The 22,645-nt window shown below is 36.8% G+C and carries 16 protein-coding genes and 1 tRNA gene; 7 read left to right on the top strand and 10 right to left on the bottom strand.

The features are described 5' to 3' along the window. Position 1: 1 nt before the first annotated feature. A complete protein-coding gene (locus IPI65_02450; protein ID MBK7440411.1) occupies positions 2-1,279 on the top strand; it encodes an amidohydrolase family protein in 1,278 nt (425 codons plus the stop codon). A gap of 104 nt (positions 1,280-1,383) precedes the next feature. Here the strand turns inward: IPI65_02450 and IPI65_02445 are convergent. The 3 genes from IPI65_02445 to IPI65_02435 form a co-directional block, all read right to left on the bottom strand. Next, positions 1,384-1,471 (bottom strand) — tRNA-Ser (locus IPI65_02445). Positions 1,472-1,600: 129 nt separating this feature from the next. Further along, positions 1,601-2,365 (bottom strand): TatD family hydrolase, encoded by a 765-nt coding sequence (locus IPI65_02440; protein MBK7440410.1) that lies wholly within the window; start codon positions 2,363-2,365, stop codon positions 1,601-1,603. 27 nt (positions 2,366-2,392) lie between these two features. Then, positions 2,393-3,034: a polysaccharide deacetylase family protein gene (locus IPI65_02435; protein MBK7440409.1), complete on the bottom strand. Its 642-nt coding sequence runs from the start codon at positions 3,032-3,034 to the stop codon at positions 2,393-2,395. 152 nt (positions 3,035-3,186) lie between these two features. Between IPI65_02435 and IPI65_02430 the strand changes: the two genes are divergently transcribed. After that, on the top strand, positions 3,187-4,710 hold the full coding sequence (locus tag IPI65_02430) for a glutamate--tRNA ligase (protein MBK7440408.1): 1,524 nt from the start codon (positions 3,187-3,189) through the stop codon (positions 4,708-4,710). Between the two features lie 17 nt (positions 4,711-4,727). Next, on the top strand, positions 4,728-5,249 hold the full coding sequence (locus IPI65_02425) for a hypothetical protein (GenBank protein ID MBK7440407.1): 522 nt from the start codon (positions 4,728-4,730) through the stop codon (positions 5,247-5,249). Between the two features lie 63 nt (positions 5,250-5,312). Here the strand turns inward: IPI65_02425 and IPI65_02420 are convergent, their stop codons facing one another. Continuing rightward, positions 5,313-6,023 carry a methyltransferase gene (locus IPI65_02420; protein MBK7440406.1) on the bottom strand — a complete coding sequence of 237 codons (711 nt, stop codon included), beginning with the start codon at positions 6,021-6,023 and terminating at the stop codon, positions 5,313-5,315. A gap of 73 nt (positions 6,024-6,096) precedes the next feature. On the opposite strand from IPI65_02420, the gene IPI65_02415 reads away from it, so the two are divergent. Further along, a complete protein-coding gene (locus IPI65_02415) occupies positions 6,097-7,683 on the top strand; it encodes a choice-of-anchor L domain-containing protein (GenBank protein ID MBK7440405.1) in 1,587 nt (528 codons plus the stop codon). 54 nt (positions 7,684-7,737) lie between these two features. On the opposite strand, the gene IPI65_02410 is transcribed toward IPI65_02415, so the two are convergent. From IPI65_02410 to IPI65_02400, 3 genes are all read right to left on the bottom strand, one after another. Continuing rightward, positions 7,738-8,565: a T9SS type A sorting domain-containing protein gene (locus IPI65_02410; GenBank protein MBK7440404.1), complete on the bottom strand. Its 828-nt coding sequence runs from the start codon at positions 8,563-8,565 to the stop codon at positions 7,738-7,740. Positions 8,566-8,634: 69 nt separating this feature from the next. Further along, positions 8,635-10,338, bottom strand: coding sequence for a hypothetical protein (locus IPI65_02405; protein MBK7440403.1), 1,704 nt, complete (start codon positions 10,336-10,338; stop codon positions 8,635-8,637). Positions 10,339-10,370: 32 nt separating this feature from the next. Further along, entirely contained in the window at positions 10,371-11,987 is a 1,617-nt protein-coding gene (locus tag IPI65_02400; GenBank protein MBK7440402.1) for an alkaline phosphatase family protein, read from the bottom strand. 158 nt (positions 11,988-12,145) lie between these two features. Here IPI65_02400 and IPI65_02395 point away from each other — a divergent pair, with 158 nt between their 5' ends. Then, on the top strand, positions 12,146-14,791 hold the full coding sequence (locus tag IPI65_02395; GenBank protein ID MBK7440401.1) for a TonB-dependent receptor: 2,646 nt from the start codon (positions 12,146-12,148) through the stop codon (positions 14,789-14,791). A 56-nt stretch (positions 14,792-14,847) separates the two neighbouring features. Here the strand turns inward: IPI65_02395 and IPI65_02390 are convergent, their stop codons facing one another. Then, a complete protein-coding gene (locus IPI65_02390) occupies positions 14,848-15,645 on the bottom strand; it encodes a M48 family metalloprotease (protein ID MBK7440400.1) in 798 nt (265 codons plus the stop codon). Between the two features lie 92 nt (positions 15,646-15,737). Here IPI65_02390 and IPI65_02385 point away from each other — a divergent pair, with 92 nt between their 5' ends. Then, entirely contained in the window at positions 15,738-16,709 is a 972-nt protein-coding gene (locus IPI65_02385) for a polyprenyl synthetase family protein (protein MBK7440399.1), read from the top strand. Between the two features lie 16 nt (positions 16,710-16,725). Here the strand turns inward: IPI65_02385 and IPI65_02380 are convergent, their stop codons facing one another. Beyond that, positions 16,726-20,727 carry a lamin tail domain-containing protein gene (locus IPI65_02380; GenBank protein MBK7440398.1) on the bottom strand — a complete coding sequence of 1,334 codons (4,002 nt, stop codon included), beginning with the start codon at positions 20,725-20,727 and terminating at the stop codon, positions 16,726-16,728. Between the two features lie 155 nt (positions 20,728-20,882). Here IPI65_02380 and IPI65_02375 point away from each other — a divergent pair, with 155 nt between their 5' ends. After that, a complete protein-coding gene (locus IPI65_02375) occupies positions 20,883-22,211 on the top strand; it encodes an RNA methyltransferase (GenBank protein MBK7440397.1) in 1,329 nt (442 codons plus the stop codon). Between the two features lie 9 nt (positions 22,212-22,220). On the opposite strand, the gene IPI65_02370 is transcribed toward IPI65_02375, so the two are convergent. Continuing rightward, positions 22,221-22,631: an energy transducer TonB gene (locus IPI65_02370; protein ID MBK7440396.1), complete on the bottom strand. Its 411-nt coding sequence runs from the start codon at positions 22,629-22,631 to the stop codon at positions 22,221-22,223. Positions 22,632-22,645 lie beyond the last annotated feature (14 nt).

Here is a 22,645-nt window from a genome sequence, read left to right as displayed (position 1 = left end):
CATGAAAAAAATATATATATTATCCATAATCTGTTTAATGGCATTTTGTGTTGTTGCTCAACAGGTTCCGGTTGTAATTACAAATGCTACCTTACATATTGGTGATGGCACCGTTATTAATAATGGTACCGTAATATTTAAAAATGGCAAAATTGAATATGCAGGTGTTGCAAAAACCGATGGTTTTGATGCTAATACCGCATCAATGATTGATGGCACAGGCAAACATGTGTATCCCGGTTTTATTGCCACCGGCTCAGGTTTGGGTTTAATTGAATTCAGTGCAGTTCGTGCAACACGCGATGCGTATGAGGTTGGTGTATTTAATCCGAATGTGAGGTCGCTTATTGCTTATAATACCGATTCAAAAGTAATTCCTACCGTACGTAGCAATGGTGTTTTAATTGCAGAAGTTGTTCCGGGCGGAGCTGTAATCAGCGGACAAAGCAGTATTATGAAACTGGCAGGTTGGAATTGGGAAGATGCAGTTGTGGTGCCGGATAATGCCATGCATATGTATTGGCCCGGTATTTACAGTTATAATTATCAGAAAGGCACTAATGAAATCAGCAGCACGTATAATCAGGAATTATTGATGATAAATAATTTTATGGCTGAGGCTAAAGCATATTGCACTGTGGCAACGCATAAAGAGAAAAATTTAAAGTTTGAAGCTATGCGCAACATTTTTGCAGGAAAACAAAAAATGTTTATTGCTGCAAATAGCGAAAAAGCAATTATTGGCGCAGTTGATTTTGCAAAAACGTATGGAATTAAAATTGTAATTGTAGGTGGCCGACAAAGCTATCGTGTTACTACTTTATTAAAAGAAAATAATATACCTGTTATTATAGAAACAACACATGAGCTGCCTTCATTTGATGGCGACCCTGTTGATTTACCTTATAAATTACCTTCTATACTGGTAAAAGCAGGCGTTTTATGTGGCTTAACGATGAGCGATGGTGGTGATAGTTTTTGGGGTATGCGCAATTTACCATTTATAGCCGGAACAGCAGCAGCTTATGGTTTAAGTAAAGAAGAAGCAGTGCAATTAATCACTTTAAACAATGCAAAAATTTTAGGCATCGAAAATACCTATGGCACATTAACCGCAGGAAAAAGTGCTACCCTTTTTGTATGTGAAGGTGATGCTTTAGATATGCAAACAAGTATTCTTACCAATATATTTATTAATGGTGAAAGAATAAAAGTTGAAAACTGGCAGAATGATTTGAGTAAAAAATATGAAATTAAATACGGTATTGAAGTAAAATAATTTCAAAGCTTAAATCTGCATTTTACTATTTAATTAGAGATGGCAATTCATTGTAAGCTAATTGCCGGTGCTGAAATTTTATTGCGGTTAATTGCTAATACCAGCGGAGAAAGAGGGATTCGAACCCTCGATACCCTTTAGGGGTATACACACTTTCCAGGCGTGCTCCTTAAACCACTCGGACATCTCTCCAATAAAAATGCAAAAGTAAGAAAATAAGCGCTCAATTTTATCATTTAAAACCTGTTAACCACACAAAAGCGCTTATTACAGCAATATTCGAATAGGAAAATAAGCGCAGCATACGAGTAGACAATTACCTCAAAAAAACAATTGCTGCGCGTTTGCTGTAGTAACTTCATCGATGATAACAGGGTCAATTTGTAAAATTTCGCTCAAGCGGGTTTTCACATAACTAAGGTAAGCCGGTTCATTTCTTTTGCCGCGAAAAGGAACCGGAGCAAGGTAAGGCGCATCGGTTTCCAGCAATACATGTTGTAAATGTTTTTCTGTAAGAATTTTATCGAGTCCGCCATTTTTAAAGGTAGACACGCCACCAATACCGGCATAAAAATCAAGTGCTATTATTTTTTCCAGTTGTTCAATGGTTCCGGAAAAACAATGGAAAACGCCACGCAGGTCTGCATCCTTATATTGTGCAATCATTTCAATACAATCGTCGGTTGATTCTCTTGAATGAATTACAATCGGTAATTTATGTTCTTTCGCCAATTGAATTTGAAAAGCAAATGCTTCTTTTTGTTGAGGCACAAATGTTTTATCCCAATAATAATCTAATCCGCATTCACCCACCGCAATAAAATCATATTCCGGATTATTTAAATATTCGGTTACGATGGATAATTCTTTTTCAAATTCATTTTTAACACTGCAGGGATGTAATCCCATCATTGGTAAACAATATCCTTTTTCAGTTTCGGCAAGATGCAGCATTTCATTTATTACTTCACTGTCGATAGCAGGTAATAATATTTTAGATACACCTGCCGATTTTGCACGCTGAATCATTTGAGCTCTGTCGTGATCAAACTCCGGTAAATAAATATGCGCATGCGTATCAATCATTATAATTAATTATTTGAGTATTATTTTTTAATGTGTGGGAACTAAACCGTTGTGCATACCGGGAATAATTGATTCAAATCGAAACCCTCTGTTTACAAGTGTTTCAATCACTTCCGGCAATGCAGGTAATACACGTTCTTTAGCTTTTTCGCTATCGTGAAAAACAATTACGGAACCATCGGTAACATGTTCAGTAACATTTTTAATACATTGTGTTGCATCTATATCTAAATCAAAATCTCCACTTAAAACATCCCACATTACAATGGTATATTTTTTTTTCAATTCCTGAATCTGATTAAATCCGATTCTACCATATGGTGGTCTGAATAATTCGGAATGTATTATTTCATCGCAGGCAGCAATATCTTCAAAATAAACAGGATTTTCTGTTTTCCATCCGTTTAAATGATGATAGGTATGATTGCCAATTGCATGACCTTCGTTTTTAATTCTGTTGAATAATTCCGGATGTTTTTGCACGTTATCGCCAATACAAAAAAAAGTTGCTTTTATTGACTGCGCTTTAAGCATATCCAGAATAACATCAGTAACACCCGGCACCGGACCATCATCAAACGTGAGGTAAACGGTATTTGGTTTAGGCATATCCCAAACTAAACTTGGATACACACTTTTTAAATACCAGGGTGTTTTTATAAAATACATTCGCGCAAAGTTACCTAATTGACAAAAATTATACCTAAAGGTTTAAAGTAAACATCGGTTTGAAATCTAAAAGCAAAAAAAATCAGGTAATTACCGCAGATATTAGCTGAATTTGCCACATGCCATTAACTTTGCAACTTACAGCAAAAGAAATGGAGCAACAAGTACGATTAAGATATGCGCCGAGTCCGACCGGGGCTCAGCACCTTGGAGGTATACGAACCGCCCTGTATAACTATTTATTTGTGAAAAAAATGGGTGGTAAACTCATTTTACGTATTGAAGATACCGACCAAACCAGATATGTGCCCGGTGCCGAAGAATATGTAATAAATAGTTGCAAATGGGCCGGAATTGAATTTGATGAAGGTGTACACATAGGTGGCCCGCATGCGCCTTACCGCCAAAGTGAACGCAAAGCGTTATATCGCAAATATGCTGATGAACTTATTGAAAAAGGACATGCCTATTATGCATTCGACACACCTGAAGAAATTGAAGCTATGCGCAACCGTATGATGGAACAGGGAAATCCTTCTCCGGCATATGACCACATTACCCGTCAGTACATGCAAAATTCAGTTGCTTTAAGTAAAGATGAAGTGGACCGCAGATTACAAAATGGCGACCCTTATGTTATCAGAATAAAAATGCCGCGCAATGAAGAAATTAAATTTAACGACCTCATCAGAGGCTGGGTAACATTTAATTCGTCGCAGCTGGATGATAAGGTTTTATTTAAAAGTGATGGCATGCCTACTTACCATTTGGCAAATGTGGTGGATGATTACCTGATGAAAATTACACATGTGGTGCGCGGTGAAGAGTGGTTGCCAAGTGCACCAACTCATGTTATGACTTATAAAATGTTTGGGTGGGAAGATGTAATGCCTGCTTTTGCGCATTTACCGCTTATATTAAAACCCGAAGGCAACGGAAAATTAAGTAAACGCGATGGCGATAAATATGGTTTTCCACTTTATTCGCTCGACTGGAAAGAACAAAATATTTCGGGATTAAAAGAAAAAGGATTTTTACCTGAAGCCTATATTAATTTTATTGCATTTTTAGGATGGAACCCAGGAACCGACCAGGAAGTATTTTCACGCGAAGAATTGATTCAGGCCTTTAGTTTTGAGCGTATCGGGAAATCGGGAGCACGTTTCGATCCTGAAAAAGCAAAGTGGTTTAATCAGCAACACATTAAATTAAAATCAGGTGAAGAACTTGCAGAATTATTAATTCCATATCTGCAACAAAAAAACCTTACTTTTGACCATTCATATTTAGTAAAGGTTTGTAATGCAATGAAAGAGCGGGCAGTGTTCATTCCCGATTTGTATGAAGCTGGTAAATTCTTTTTTGAAGACATTACTTATTTTGATGAGGATACCATTCGCAAGAAATGGAAACCTGAAAAAAAAGAAATCTTTGTAAATTTGATTGGTGAAATTGAATCTATTACTAATTTTACCGAACCGGAAATTGAGACAACAGTTAAAACGTTTATGAAAAATAACAATTTGGGCATGGGAGATGTTATGCCGATTTTGAGAGTGGCACTCGCCGGCGGTTTACAAGGACCACCAGTTTTTGCTATGATGGACGTATTAGGAAAAAATATTTCTGTTACCCGTTTGCATAATTCAATTAAAATATTTGATAACTTTCAGTGAAAATTCAGAATTAACCTATGCCTAAGAAAAAACCTTTGGAAGGTAAATTTGAAGTGTACAAAGATTTTGATGGTTTTGAAATGAATATTAATGAATTTGAAAAGATATCGTCTAATACCGATATCGATAAACTCAACAAATTCCTGAACAAAAATGTAGATGATAAAAAGTTTAAGGGTTTGGAAGACCTTCCATATGCTAAACTCGGCGACGACGATGATGATGATGCAGAAGTTGCTAAAGATGACGAAGAGGACTTAAACGAAATTGCCGATGAATTTGAAGAATTCCGTCAGTTTAACGACAAAGACTTTAAAGACGAATTCGACTTTGATGAAAAGGATGAAAAAGAAGACTTTGGATTCGATGAGGGTAAACATATGTATGAAGACCTTGACGATGAAGGTGAAGGAAAAAAAGTAAAAGATGAGGAAGAGGACGATTTCGATGAGGAAGAGTTCATAGATGATATGGCCGACGACTTTGGCGAAGAGGACAGCTATAACTTTGATGATGGTGATTTTGATGACCGATATTAAAATCTGACCAAAACAGTGTTTCCAAATATCATGGCGCCCGATAATTCGGGCGCTTTTTTTTGTTTAGAAGTTCAGGTAATAGTCGGATGTTAAATTTTTGTAACCGTCAGTATAATTATTTTCAGCATCTGCAATTTGTATAAAATCTTCTATTACACTTTCCGATATGGCAGAAAAGTCCATTAATACCCTTTTAGGAGCCTGCCCGTCTCGTGTGATTACATTGGTTTTCCGATTACAATAAAATCCACTTGCTTCAGCAGCCACAATAAATAATGCAGCTTCAGTTACCGGAAGAATTATATATAAATGTCCCTCCGCTGTTAATAATGATTTACAACCTGCTATTAATAAATCATGCGGTAAATGGTCGGCATCTCTTGCCATTTTTCGCGCAACATCTTCCACTTGCCAACCCCTTATAAAATACGGCGGATTACAAACTAGCACATCAAATTTCGAATCTGATTGTAAAATAAAATCCTGTAAATCAATATGATGTATTTGAATATGATTGCTCCATTTGCTATTTGCGATATTTTCCCTGGCCTGAACAAATGCGTCTTCATTTCTTTCAATAGCACAAATGGCTGCAGCAGGAAATTTTTGTGCTAGCATCAGGGCAATCAATCCCGTTCCGGTGCCAATGTCCAAAATGGCACTTCCACCTATCCGTTGAGCTGCCCAGGCACCTAATAAAACCCCATCGGTGCCCACTTTCATGGCTGTTTTATCCTGATATATCGTAAATTGTTTAAATTGAAAAGCGGACATTCGGAAACAAAACTCCATAAAAAGCCCCGATATTCCATCTGAATTACTAATTTTAGATTGAAATCAAATTTTTATGAAAAAAACTTTACTCCTCCCTTTGTTCGTTTTGCCGCTTGCATTTAATGCAGGAGCTCAGCTCGTCGTAACCGATGAACCAAACGATACTACCTTTATTTACTCCCTTGCAGGTCCCGGTATAGTTGTTTCAAATATTGAACGAACCTGTGCTGATGGTGCTTCCGGCTTTTTTGATGCAACCTCAGCAAATGTGGGCATCGATAACGGAATTGCACTTACTTCCGGAACATTATTAAATACCCTTGGCCCAAATAATATGGGTTCTGCTTCCGGTTACAACGGTACTTTAGGTGACGCCGATTTAGATGCAGTTACCATTTGGACAACTTATGATGCCTGTATTATTGAGTTTGATATGGACGTTGCAGCCGATACACTTAAATTACAATATGTATTTGGCTCAGAAGAATATGCTGAATTTGTTGGTAGCGGATTTAATGATGTATTTGCTTTTTGGGTAAGTGGCCCTGATATTTTAACACCTGTAAATATTGCAGTTGTTCCCGGTACTGATATACCTGTAACAATTAATAATATTAATGATGCAACAAATCCTGAATATTATTTATATAATGGTGATGGTTTTTCTGATCCTTATGCATCTGATGTTGCCTATGTTCAATATGATGGTTTAACTACCGTTTTACTTGCTACAATTCCGGTAACTGCCGGTGGCACTTATCATATGAAAATGGCTGTTGCTGATGCTGGTGATGGCATTCTCGATTCAGGCGTGTTTTTAGAAACCGGCTCATTAGGCAGTCTGCGCATGCAACATCAAACATTAGCAGATAATGATTTAACCTATGCCGTTGAAAAATGTGCAAATGGTTATTTCAAAATTACGAACGAAGTACCTTGTGCAGAACCTTTAGTGATTGATTATTATATTGCAGGTAGCGCAACAAATGGTGTTGACTATGAATTAATTCCTAATCAACTTACTATTCCTGCTTTTGAAAGTGAAGGTATTATCGAAATTATTCCATTACACGATGCAGTTGCTGAAAGTTTCGAAAGCGTAGAATTATATTTATATAATCCACAATCAGGATTTGTTTACGATACACTTTCTTTATTAATTGATGATGAACCTGCACCGGCATCATTTACATCTGCAGAGGATGAATTAACCATCAGCTTTACTGAAACTTCAGGTGTTGCTGAATCAGTGAGTTGGGATTTTGGTGATGGCAATACTTCAAACGAATTAAACCCTGTGCACACCTATGCTGTAGCAGGCCTTTATGAAGTTTGTTTATCAATTGTAAATGTTTATGGTTGTGATGACATCACATGCCAAACAACTGAAGTAGGTGTTGACCTGGCTGTAAATGACCTTGATAACAATATTACAATATCTCCAAATCCGGCAAATGAATTTATTCAGGTTGCATTTACAACTCCGCTTTCAGGAAATGTTGTAATTCAGGTAAAAAATATTGTTGGTGAAGTAGTAAATACAACTTCTGCAGCATCATCTAACACAACAATTAATATCAGCAATTTAGCAGCTGGTATCTATTTCGTGGAAATAAATAATAACGGAACAATTGTTTCACAAAAAATTGAAAAATTGTAAACCGATCTAAAATAAAAAAACCGCATCTTTTATCTGGATGCGGTTTTTTTATGCCTATTTTGTTATAATCAGTTTTTCAATTAAAGGCGCACCTCGTCCTGTTATCCGGATAAAATATTGTCCGGCTCCAAGGTTATTTACATTTAATTTGTAAGGAATATTTTTGTTGATGGCAGCATTTTTTGATGTTACAATATTTCCCTGCATATCAATAATGTCAATTGTTGCATCCGGTATAAATGCACTCACTAGTAATTGAACGCTGTTAACTGCAGGATTTGGATAAACCTTTAATACTTCAACATCATTAATATCATCAACAGCAATTACTTCAGGTTCTTCATACAATTTAAACGCCCAGGTACCGCGGCCGTAAGTTCCAAAACGCACAGATTGAATTTCATCAACAAAATCAACACTCCAATAAGTTTGCAAAGGTGCGTCCACACCTGATAAATCATACCATTTATTTTCTGCTTTCACATAAACATAAGGAGCAACTTCAGTAGCCGCAAATAATAAACTATCGTTGGTAGAAATTGCTAAATCGTAAACCAATGTTGAAGGCATTCCATCTGTAAGTCCGGTGAAACTCACACCATTATCTTCAGAAACATATACTGCCGGATTATCATATCCGCTTCCCCCAATATACACCACACCTAATGTTGTTTTAGATGGTTCGATACTGGCGCCATAAAAATAATGCGAACCCGGTCCGTCGAAACCGGAAGTCATTGTCCATGTATCACCTGCATCAGTTGAATAATAAAAATTACCGCCGGTTGTAAGCAAATACCAATAATTTGGATTTATAGGTGAATAATTAATAGCAGAAATTGAACCGCCTCCGGCAACTGAAAAGTTTTTAGGTTGTTTCACACCGGTTATTGTTCCGCCAGATTTTTCTAATCGCCATAAATAAGCGCCTCCGGCATCGGAACCACCGCCTCACCAAGCCACTTCATCATCTAACGGATCGGCCATAATTGGCGCCATCCATAAATGTCCCGTTCCCTGAAAATCCCAGAAATACAAATCGGAACTCGCTGCTGCATCATTTATATACATCGCAAATCCGGGATATACGCACCAAATATTATCACCACCACTGCGCGATACAATATGTCCGTAATCACCACTAATTAATTGATCGAAATAATAATTATCATCAATGTCATAAGCACTTCGCTGATAACCCTGATCTTGCGCGCCGGCAAAAATAATATCCGTAACAAACCGATAGGTATATACATCATAATATTGTGCATTTCGCATACCTTCTTCGGTTAAATTATTCCATGTTAATCCATTATTATCTGAACGATATAAACCACCATCTGTACTAATTAATACCATTTCTGCCCCACCACTCGGGTCAATAAATGTATGGATAAATGGAATATCAGCATGTAAATTATTTTCGATATTATCATAGTATTCATACCAATAATTATTTCTTACCCAACTTGCACCTGCACTTGTGCTGCGGTAACTATCAACACCACCATAATATAAATAGCCTTCATTTTTTTGTGAACAATAAAAACTGTTTTTACTGAAATTGCCTTCAGCTATATTTCCGGTTGCCGACCAGTTAACACCATTATCGCCCGATTTATAAAAATCTGTTTCTCCACTTACATAATTATGATGTGCTACATACAAACTTGTTGCCGTAACACCTTCAAATCCGCAAAGCATGATATCACCGTCTTCCAGCTCAGGTAAATTTCCAACTGCAGTAATGGTTCCGGTTGCGTCAATCATATTTACATGATTGTTTTCAATAAAATAACATACCGGTGCGCCATTATATGCCGCCCATAATACAAAATGATTACCACCACCATAAGTGGGCACATCATATGAAGTAATTTTTTCAAATGAAGCACCTAAGTCGGTAGATTTATATATGGAAACGATATCATACCAATTGGTATAATCCCATTCATAAACTAAAACAAACATGGTATGTAAATCATCATCCAAAATTTCCGCATCAAATAAATTGCCCCAGGTTTCCATATTTTCTAAACCGGTTGCTTCGTTCCAGGTTAAACCTTCATCATCGGTATAAAATACACCCTGAGTTCCCCATGCTGATGATGCAGCAATTAAACGACCATCAATTTTTCTTAACAAATGGGTGCCGGTTATTTTAAAATTATCATTTATCACATTCCAGTTACTGCCATCTATTTCTCCTTTCCATAAATTACCACCATCGGTAAATGCATAAATGTTATCAGTAGTATAATCCACATCAGTAGCCCATATTCTGCCTGATGTATTAAAGCTGCCGAGTTCATCCCATTTTCCAATTACATTGCCTGATGCCAGTGTATCCCATTCGCCACCTGTAATGCGCATATTATTTTTTGCTGCACGTTCCTTCATTTTCTGATACCGTAAATCAGCATCCATTTTTCTCCAGTTGGTTCCCGGAGCTGCGCTATGCATTAATTCGATAAACTTTTCCCGGTCTTCATGTTGCTTTTCTTCATCCATTTTATTTTCCATCACCTGTGTAGGTTTTGGTGAAGACTGATGAAAATTATTTTCATCTTTTTGTTTAAAAAATACAATTAACATCACAACAAATGTTAACAACACTGTTCCTGCTACAATTAAAAGTCCTAATTTTTTTTTCATGATTTTTATTGCTGACTACACGTTAATTTATCTCATTTAACCACTTCCGGAATTATTGTTCCCACACAACCATTTGGTTCCGATATTTTTAATAAAGCAGAAATAGTTGGTGCAATATCGGTTACTTGCACATCTCTGTAAAGTGCACCCGGTTTAACTTTCCAGCCAAAAAATATTAATGGCACATGTGTATCATAACTAAAATGCGAACCATGGGTAGTGCCTGTTGGCCGATACGCCTCAAACCAATATGGTTCATATAAAATTTGAATATCGCCACATCGTTTAGGGTAAATACCATTGATTACCAATTCTTTAATGTTTGAATTTAAAGTTGCTTGTCCTAATTCATTAATTAATATTACATAAGCAACGCCATTCATTTTTAACAAAGGTTCATATAGTGCCGAAAAAATTTCCTTTTTAGTTTTTCCTTTAGCCAATAACAAACTATCATTTAAATAAATTTGCTGATTGGTATAAGCTTTAATCCATTCACCCGGACCAAATGCTGCATGTAATATATCATTCATGGTATCAGTCATAATAACCTCAGTTGTTGTGCCCGCAGGAATATTCAGCGATTCCATATATTGTGGTGTTGGTGAAACGCCGTGATCGGCAGTTAGAAATAATACATAATTACCTTTACCCACTTTGGTATCTAAATACGTTAATAATTCGGCAAGGTCGCGATCTAATCGTAAATAAGTATCCATTACTTCAACCGAATGCGGGCCATAGGCATGTCCAACATAATCGGTGGAAGAAAAACTCACACATAAAAAATCGGTAACATTATCTTTACCTAATTCTTCATTTTCAATAGCTGCTTTAGCAAAATTTGCGGTTAATGTATTTCCAAATGGTGTTCCTTTTATTGCTTCACTGTTACCGGTAAAATTCATGTAATGCGGAAATTTTGGTGAAGCTTCGCCAATGTAAACAGTTTCCCAACTCACACTATCGGCAGTTGCACTTTTGTAGGCGGTTGGTGGCAGTAACAAATTCCAATAGCGATTCATCATTTGTTCAGCCGGTTTTTGTGCGTTAAAATTTTGCACCCATGGTGGTAATGTTGGCATATAATAACTACTGATAACCCAGGCATTTGCGGCACCATCATACCAATAAGCTGCATCAGCGGTGTGTCCGGCCGGTAAAATTGCGCCGCGGTCTTTTAAAGCAATACCAATCACTTTTGATTCCTGCTGATTGCTCAATTGCAGCATATCAGTAACTGTTGTAGTCAGCAAATTGCGTGGCGACTGCTGATTGCCCGCAACTGCCCCAACAGGTGTTACCGTATTATCTTGCGTCACATAAATAAATTGTCCTGTTTTTTCATCGTACCAGTCGTTTGATACAATTCCATTAACCGCAGGCACCGAACCGGTATAAATCGACGCATGTCCGGGGCCGGTGTACGTTGGAATATAGCTGTAATGGGTGTTTTCACAGCTGTACCCTTCCTTTAACAGACGTTTAAATCCATTTTCTGTATACTGTTCACTATAACGGTATAAAAATTCATATGCCATCTGGTCCACTACCACACCAACCACCAGCTTGGGCTGGGCAGGTGCTGTTTGACTGAAAACATTTAAGGCAGTTATCATTACTATCCAAACCGGTAAAATCCTTTTCATATTTTATGCGCTTAATTTTGCTTAAAGTTAAGCACAAGTAACTATTTAACACCATATTTCAAGCGGTACAGTTCAAATTTCAACTCTGTAAATTTTATGTAAACACCTTTTTAAAAGGTCGCATTGGGGTTAATTTTACGAACCTTAAAATGTATAGTATGAAAAACCTTTGTACGCTATTCTTTTTACTACCTTTTTTAGCACTCGCACAAACGGGTTCGATTAATGGTCGTGTAATTTCAGCTAGTACAGGTCAGGGACTGGCATTTGTGAATGTTGTTGCAAATAATACAATTGGGACAAGTTCTGCAGAAGATGGCAATTTCAGTATTCAGAATGTTCCTTATGGCACCTATACCGTAAATATTACTTGTGTTGGTTATGAAATAAACAGCGTTCCTCAGGTTACTATTAGTGCAAATAACCCAACTGTTGATTTAGGTGCAATCAAATTGAATTTAACAGCAATTATGATTGAAGAAATTACCATTTCTGAACAACAAAAAGTTTATGACACAAGATTTGCAGGAACGAATAATGTTATCTCCCTAAAAAAAATAAAACAGATACAGCCTATTAGCAGTGAAGAAATGATACGCACTATTCCCGGTGTAAATATTGCCGGCGACCAGGGATTAAGTAACAGACCAAATATTTCAATTCGAGGCAGTGATCCGCGTCGTTCCAATAAAATATTATTAATGGAAGATGGTTCGCCGATTTCACCGGCACCGTATCTGGCACCCGGAGCTTATTATAATGTTCCTGCCGACAGATTAGAGGGTATTCAGGTAATTAAAGGACCGGAGACATTAGTTTATGGTGCAAATAATATTTTTGGTGTCGTAAATTATATCACCAAACGACCTTCACAGGACCCAACATTTAATTTAAGTTTAACAGGCGGACAACGCAATTATGCATCAGCAGTGGCAAATTATGGCGGCACTTGGAAAAATACCGGAGCTGAATTTATGGCGATGTATAAAAATTTTGAAGGCTTTAGCGATAACTCCGCATTACACATGTTGAATTTTTCTGCAAAATGGTTTAGCGAATTATCAGCAAACCAATCATTATATCTTAAACTCGTTTTTCAGACTGAAAATGTTCAAAATTCATTAAGTGGCATTACACCTTATACCTTAGAACTTGACCCTACACAAAATCCGTTTGATGCCGATTTATTTACCGGCCACCGTTACGGAATCGATTTAATTCACAACTGGAAAATAAATGATAAATCAGGATTACAATCAAAAATTTACGGCTCTGATTTTTATCGCGACTGGTGGAAACAAAATAGTGTAGTTATTAAGGCTGCTGATGTTCAGAGTTATGTTGGAGATGAAATTTTTAATGAAAAATACAGCTATTTAAGTGGCCAAACTTTTGGTGATGAAGATTATGTTCGCGTTGGAAAAATTGTAAACGGATATGAAAGTAATTCCGATAGTCGCTGGGCATATCAGGTAGCTGGATTACAGGAAAAATTTACTACTAATTACAGTGTACATAAATTTGAAGCAGGTGCAAGATTACACTATGAAAACTACCACGATATCACAATAAAAAATGATTCAACCCGCTGGGCATTATCAGGTACAACCACTGCCGATTTGTGTTATTATCTGATTGCTCCATCAGGTTATGTAAAAAATGATTTTAATTTCGGCAAATTACAAATTACACCAATTGCCCGTATCGAATTATTATATCTTACCAAAAACGACCTCCTAAAAAATGGTAATACCGGCAACAATAATGGGCCGGATTATGGTGATATAAAAAACACTTTTAATGAAATTACACCGGGTTTAAATATAATTTATCGAGATATTAATTTATCAAAAACACAATTTGAAGTGTATGGTAGTATTTACAAAGGATATTCATCACCCACTACAGCTATAGCATTCGTTACGGTTGAAAATGGTGAAGTAGTACCAACTACAGGCGACGAAACGAATATGAAGCCGGAAACCAGCATTAACACTGAGATTGGCAGCCGTTTTGTTCAAAAAAATCAGGTTTATAATGGCCAGGTTGCGTTGTTTAATATGGATATCAATAATTTTTATTCGCCGGCAAGAGCCCAGGCTTTCGAATCGCTCGGAAGTGTTCGCATCAGCGGGTTAGAATTTGCGTTTAACATGAATATCAGCAAGGCATTTGGCAACAGCGAACATCAGGTAAATTTCGGAACGGCTTTAACCTTTATGCAATCTGAAATTACTTCAGGCAGTTTAAGTGATAATGATTTATTTACTACTGTTATTCATACTGAAGCAACTCAAAATGAATTAATTGATAAAATAAATAACACGCCGGAAGCTTTTGAAATATATGTTGATGGTGCATTATATGAAGGCGAAGTAACACCTGATGTATTTGAGGATATTACTAAATTAGTTATTACTTATGGTGATGGCAAAGCAGAAGGATATGCGGTGCCGTATGTGCCTGCAGTAATTGCAAATGCTAATTTGAGCTACACCTTTAAACAATTTAATGCCGACCTAAGTTTAAATTACACCGGTGAACAATATACGGAATTTTTCAGCTTCGAAAATGAATCTGCTGATGGTTCCATAGGAAAATTACCGGCCTATTATTATATCAATGCGAATTTAAATTACACACTGTTAAACGAAAGCGGCGTGTTTGAAAAAACAACCTTTTTTATTGCAGGAAAAAATTTAACAAATTCAGTTTATCGTTCATCCAGATTAAACAGAGCAACCGGCGGATTATTTCCTTACGGTTTTATGCAAATAAATGCGGGAATCAGCATGAGTTTCTGATTCCCGAACTTTTTATTTTGTTTTTGATTTACGAGTCCGCCAATCGGCGGATTTTTTTATGGTAACGCATCAATCAAATCATCATAACGGCTGGCAAATACTTCATCGCCAATGCATAATAATTCATCTGCTGTCGCATTAATATTTTCAATCCTGTTGTCAGGATTTGGATGAGTGCTCAAAAATTCCGGTATTTCAACCCCACCTTCATCTTCTATTTTGAGGAAAAATCCCGCAGCGCCGGATGCAACATATTCTGTAGGACACAAATAAATAACAGAATATTCATCTGCCTGCGATTCATCTCCACGGCTAAAAGCCAATTGGGTTAAGCTTGCAGCAACATCTGCCAAAATACTTTCCTGCTCACCCAAAACAATACTGAGCAACAATGAAATACCGTATGCTTCAGTTAACTGGTCAGTAGAATGCCTTAAATCGGCATGTGCCATTTCGTGGCCTAAAACACCGGCCAACTGCGCCTCATTTTCCAGATAACGGATTAAACCTGTGTACACATAGATATAACCTCCGGGTGTGCAAAAGGCATTTACAATATCATCATCATTGATAATACGCACCTGCCAGGCAAAATCATCTTTATGATAAACCTTACCTGAGGCCAGAATGCGGTCACGGATATCGTAAACCAAATCGTAGGCTTCGGCATAAACTACAGAATCAAGAATCGGGTAGGTAGCAGGATCTGCCTCAATTTCAGCGGCAATTTGTGCACCAAGTGCAATGTCATCTTCCAGCGAAAAAAGGTTTACACCTCCTCCTTCAGAACAACTATTGCCGAGCAAAACAGCCGAAGCTGCAGCTACTATAAATGGGATTTTAAATCGTTTCATAGACCTTCGTTTTAGGGTTCAGGATGTTCATAAGCAAATTGAACGCCAAAGTTAATTTGTTATAATTAAAATGTGCCTTAACTTGCACGCTGATGTCTGCAATCAGCAAAATCCAAGACCCAATTTCTACTGAATTAGCATTATTTGAATCAAAGTTCAAGGAGCTGATGAAGAGTAATGTTGCCTTGCTCGACCGTGTGATGTATTACATCGTAAAACGCAAAGGCAAACAAATGCGGCCCATGTTTGTGATGCTGAGCGCAAAAGTTTGTGGCGGAATTACCGAGTCTACGTATACCGCAGCGTCACTAATTGAACTTTTACATACAGCAACACTGGTGCATGATGATGTTGTAGATGATGCTTATGAGCGCCGTGGTTTTTTTTCCATAAATGCACTCTGGAAAAATAAAATAGCCGTTTTAATTGGCGATTATTTACTCGCAAAAGGTTTATTGGTTTCGCTGGATAATAATGAACACCGTTTATTAAAAATTACTTCAACTGCAGTAAAAGAAATGAGTGAAGGCGAGCTGCTGCAAATTGAAAAAGCACGACGACTGGATATTAAGGAATCGATTTATTATGAAATAATAAGAAAAAAAACAGCTTCTTTAATAGCCAGCGCCTGCAGTGCCGGTGCAGCAAGTGCAACAAAAGATGAAACATTAATTGAAACTTTTCGTTTGTTTGGCGAAAAAATAGGTATCGCATTTCAAATTAAAGACGATTTACTTGATTATGGTGTTGATGACATCGGTAAACCTTTAGGCATAGATATTAAGGAACGCAAACTTACCCTCCCCATCATTTACACCCTGCAAAACGCCAGCCCTGCTGATAAACGCAAGATTATCAATATCGTAAAAAACGAAAATAAAAATAAAGCTAAAGTTGATTGGGTTATCGATTTTGTAAAACAAAATGGCGGCATTCAATACGCCGAACAAAAAATGAAAGATTTTCAGGCAGAAGCATTTCAGTTGCTCGAACAGTTTCCTGAAAGTGAAAGTAAGTCTTCCCTAATAGAATTAGTGCGATATACCATCGAAAGAAAAAAATAATTACAATCCCGGTATTTTAATTTTCCGAATTTGTAACCATTAATGCCTTTGTTATAATTACATCGCCACTATTTATTTTTACCAAATAAATTCCTGATGCAAGGTTTTGGGTGGAGATAATATTCGTTCCTTCCATTACCATTTCCTGTTTTACTGCAACTCCTTTTGAATCAATTAAAGTTATCATCGTTTCAGTTCCGTGTGTATTAGATAATTCGATAATGAAATAATCATTTGCAGGGTTTGGATAAATCGTAAAGTCGTTTAGGTTAATATTTTCGATATCTACTTTACAATCAGGATCAAAAGCCGCGGCAGGTGAGCCAAGCTGACAGCCGGCAAACCAGTTTTCAGCGTTATTCATTTTGCCATTTGCGTCGAGCAATTCAAGCGTATAACGTCCACCATCAGGTGTGGTTGGCCATGGGTAGGTGTTGCTGTAAATCATAGTAAACTGCAAATTACCATGGTTATCAAATAAACGCAATTCTTCACCTTCACTTTTTAATCCGAAATCAAATGGGCCGATGTAATTTGTTATAATCGGATAAATCGAATTAAATTTTGCAATATCTTCTACAATTAATTTTCTTTCTGCCGGATATAATAGTGTGCCTTCTTGAATAACAAAAACAGCGGAATCATTGTCATCTACAAATTGCCATTTCGATAAATCGATAACTTCAGTGCTATTATTATATAATTCAACCCAGTCGCCGGCATCGTTTGTAACTGAACTGTTATAATTTATTTCACTAAATACAATTTCATCATTACAAGGTGCATACACTACGCCCGGCGAACCACGCAAACATCCGTCGAACCAACTTTCCGGATTATTTGGCACTGCAGCAAAGGAAATTAATTCCAAAGTACGACCTGTACCATCTGAGCCCTGTGGCCATGCAGGCTCATCGGAGTAATGTACTTCTGTAATAACATTTCCGGCAATATCTGTTAAAATAATAGCATCAAAATCATTATTAAAATCGAAAACAAATCCACCAACCACATTGGTAATTGCGGGATATATCAAATTAAATTTTTCGAGATTTTGTGCAATTACCAAACGCGCTCCTGCATTTAATTTTGTTCCGTAAGGAATAGTATATTTATATACTTCACTACCATCTTTAACCTTCCATTCACTTAAATCAATAGTTGTGCCGCTGTTATTATACAACTCAAACCAGTCGCCGGCATCAATATCATTATTACTGTTATAATTAATTTCTGTAACCACAATATCCGGATCAATTGCACTTCCGGTAAACACTGCAGTAAAATTGTCGCCTTCATCTAAATTTATCGATAAAGCAATATCTGTTGAACCCGTAGGCAATAAATCGTTGGCTTCCCAGTTACTAAACGTATATCCCGGATTTGCAACAGCGGTTAAACTGACAGGCACTCCATCAAAATATATCCCTGTCCATGGTAATTCGGTTGGTGTAATGGTATTTAAAATAATATATCCGGCGCCGGCAGGTTCAACATCAATGGTAAGTGAGCGTTGCCCGCCTAATCCGAACGAAGTATTTATATGTGTTCTTGCGGTGCTCCGGCGTGTGTTATTATAATTAAGCATAGCATCTAAATACGAATCAACAGTTGCTACAGTGGGCGCACCCCATGCACTTAATTGATGCGGTATTTCTGAAATAATCGAATCACGCATGGTATAGGCGATAGCCTCCATATTTTCCTGCTTGTAAATTGTATTTATTAAATCAGCAAAACGGTTTACGAAATAATTTCTGATATCAATATTATTTAAAGTCCGGTCAAATATTTGAGAAAAGGCATTTGGGTAACTTGGGTTTCTGGTCAAATTAATATAATTATCAATTGGTGCCGAACCGAAATATCCCATTGCGCCATCCATATCATACATAATAAATCGCCATTTACCGCCATTTTGTTCGCGCCATAATTTTGTATTATTTACGCCCCAATAATATCCCCCAAAGTCAACATTTTGATAATATATTTCACCAATATAATAATCGATGTAATTTTGAATATCAACGTTCTGATCAAATTTATTATAATAATCATCTGTTAATGGATTCATAGCCATTAAACTGCTGTACAAATTAATAAATCCGCTATCGCTGCCATTTAGTGCAGACCATGCATTTAATAAATCAACCGAATTATTATCTATACCATAATTACTTTCCACAAAATGTTCATCGGCTTTTTCTCTAATTTCATACAACCCCCAGGCTTCACCATTTATAAATAACATACAAGGTTGCCACTCTTCATAATCGATATGTGTTTCCTGCATTACTTTCGCTAAAAATGCATCCTGAAATTTATATGTCCACACATGCTGTCCACCGTTTCGTAAATTAAAATTATTAATTGGTCCTAAATCAGGTTTACCACCCCATAAAGGATACTCCAACTCGCCATCATATTGATTTTTAAAATCTACACGAAAACCTTTTTGTGCCTCGGCTCTACTCCATCCGCCGTGTATTTCTAAAGCCATATCTTTTTCCCATTGTGGCGCACCGGTTGGTGTAAAATATTCGATATGTGCGAAACGCTCCCATGGCTCCCAAAAATTTGCTCCGTAATAAGGATAATTTACATCGTAACAACATCCCAATTCATAAATGCCGGTATCATAATCAAACAAACTTCCCGGGTCAATTGAAATAGAAAGTATTGGTAATGTATAATCATCTTCGGCAATAAAATAGGTGTTCTTTTGCATTTTTCCCGGCAATAAATCTCCACTGCTAAAACATTTTGCAGCAATCACTTTATTATCGGTAAGTAAAATAGCGCCGGAATAAATTGGCGATGCTTCAGTAACTGCTGAACCATCTAACGTATAGTGAATAATTGATGTTGGTGAGGGCGAAGTAAGATAAACTAATAATGCATCTTCATAAAATCCTGATGCTGCGGAAAAAACCGGCTCGGGTTCATATCCGGTGTAACAGGTTGCAAAATTATTTGTGTAACCCGGACTTACATCTGTTGTAATACACCATGTAGTTGCGCCATCGGGTTTACGCATCATACTTTGCGCATAGGCAATATCGCCGGTATATTTATAATCTAAAATATTACCGTCAGCATCGCTTAAATATAATGTTTCACCGCTGTTGCTTAATTTAAAATTTGTTTGATTGTATTCATAAGGTGCAACAAACCATCCCGGTACCGGGAAAAAATAGGTGCTTGCATTATTAATCCCAAACGATAACCAAAAATTAGATGATAAATCTGAAGAAGCTGCAGTAACGTTATGCGTTTGTATACATAAATAATTATCTCCCTCAACTAATAAACTATTAATGATATCAGCAGAAATATGCCATTCTTCAGGAGTATATCCTGCATATAAACCGGCTTCATGATCACTGTTGGCAGTTGTGTTATATGCCGGAGGAGCGCCTAACATATTTCCCGACCTGGCTATTTCTACACCATTTAAATAAGCAACAAATCCGTCATCGTAATCAGCATGTAATTTAGCCGATTCAATTACTTCAATATCATCAACGGTAAACGTTTTGCGCATAAAAACACTAACGGTTGACGATATTGTAGTGCCATCATCGCTATCACCATAACCCATGCCTCCGGTACCTGAACTCCAACCACTATCATCAAATCCTGTGCTGCTCCAATCTGCAGGTGGTGCGGTTGTTCCGACAAAATATTTCCAAGTAGTATTATTATAAACTGCTGTTTCCCAATGATTTGTTATTGCCAGGATATCCATGCCATTTGCCAGCACCAGCATATGTTGGGCAGCACCCAATTCGTAATCCGGAAATTGCCATTTTAATGGAATTATCGCATTATCACTTAATCCATATCCGGATAAATTAACTGCTGTAGCACCTGCGTTATAAATTTCAATCCAGTCCACCTGCTCTCCGGAAGCATCGGTTAATGCGCCTCGTGAAGTAACTTCATTTATTACAACCTGTCCGGTAAACACCTGTGCAATGCAGGTTAGGGCAAAAAAAAGTGGTGTGTGCAATCGCATATTATCGGAATATTAACCTAAAGTTAAACATTTTAGCAGGTTTCGAAAAAAATGGAAATTCGCAGCCTTTGATTTTTAAACCCGCTATAAATTTAAAAAGTTATGTTCTATGCGCTGTTGACGCGCCTTACCTTTACCTTTGCTTAAATTTAAAAATGGAATTTCCCGCAGGTTTTATACAACAAATACAAAGTGCTTCAGGTTTTGAGGAAGACCCTTTTTTGCTTGCACATGAAACCCCTGCGCCCGTTTCTATCCGCCTAAATCCAAATAAAAAAACAAATATACACCACGCTGAAAATGTACCTTGGTGTAGCAATGCATATTATTTACCCGTTCGCCCTGCATTTGTTTTTGACCCACTTTTTCATGCAGGCGCATATTATGTGCAGGAGGCTTCGAGCATGTTTACCGGTTATCTTTTTAGCACTTATGTCGATAAAATAAAACCATTAAAAATTTTAGATTTATGTGCTGCTCCCGGTGGTAAATCAACATTAATTGCGGGATTAATGAATGAACATTCATTATTAGTAAGTAATGAAGTAATTAAATCGCGCGCACGCATTTTAAAAGAAAATATTGACAAATGGGGCAATCCGAATGTAGTAGTATCAAATAATGACCCGCGTGATTTTTCGGCATTAACAAATTTTTTCGATGTTATTATCATAGATGCGCCCTGCAGTGGTTCTGGCTTATTCAGAAAAGAACCGGAAGCAAAAAATGAATGGAGTGAAGAAAATGTATTGCATTGCAGCAAACGCCAGTCGCGTATTTTGGAAGATGTAATTCCTGCTTTAAAACAAAATGGTTTATTGATTTATGCAACCTGTTCATACTCAGTAGTAGAAAACGAACAAATTGTGATGCAGTTAGCATCTAAAGGTTTTACTCCGTTAGTAAATAAAACACTGCCATCCGATTTTGGTAATATTATTACCAACGAATATGGTTATCGTTTTTATCCTGATAAAATAAAGGGCGAAGGATTTTTTGTCAGTATTTTACAAAAAACCGAAACAGACAATCAGGATGAGCAGGCATTTAATAAAAAAACGGAGCCCTTAACACCAAGCGAAACAGCAATTATATCTCCCTATTTAAAAGCGCCAGAAGAATTATTTTTTTATAAACATAAAAATATAATTTATTGTATCCCTGAAGTAATTAAAGCAGCTCAAATGGCATTAGGTAATTTATATTTAATTAAATCAGGCACTGCCATTGGCGAAATTAAACACAACGAATTAATTCCCGATCACGAGCTGGCTTTAAGCACTTTAATTGCCGAAAATATTCCGAGAATAGAACTGGATGAACCCACGGCAATTGCCTATTTAAGAAAAAACACCGTTCAAATTGACACTGAAATAAAAGGTTGGTGTTTAGTAACCTACCAACAATTATCGCTTGGCTGGATTAAAGTTATTCCCGGCAGAATAAATAATTATTATCCGGTAGAATTAAGGATAAGGAAGTAATTATTTTATTTATTTATTCAATGAAAATTTACAGGGAAGTGTATAATAAACTGCAATTTTTTTTCCATTAATTTCCCCCGGCTTCCATTTGGGCATTTTTTTAATAACACGAATTACTTCCTCATCACAACCCGCTCCTATGCCTCTGACAATTACAGGATTTATTACACTACCATCTTCATCAACAACAAATTTTACATAAACGGTTCCTTCAACATTATTTTTCTTTGCAGTTTTAGGATACTTAATATTTTTTGCTAAAAAAGTGTACAGCGCTTGCGTGCCGCCCGGGTATTCCGGTAATACTTCCGGATTAACTAGAATCTCTTTAGGACTGTTAGAAGTTTTCAAAGAGTCTGTTACCTGAGCACTGATTTCTCCGGAAATTATAACAAGTAATAAAAAAAATATTTTTTTCATAGGTAGAATTTATA

It is taken from the genome of Bacteroidota bacterium (assembly GCA_016706255.1).
Classification (GTDB): Bacteria; Bacteroidota; Bacteroidia; order Chitinophagales; family BACL12; genus UBA7236.
The sequence above is the reverse complement of the archived record's forward strand: the minus strand, read 5'-3'. Positions and strand labels throughout refer to the sequence as shown.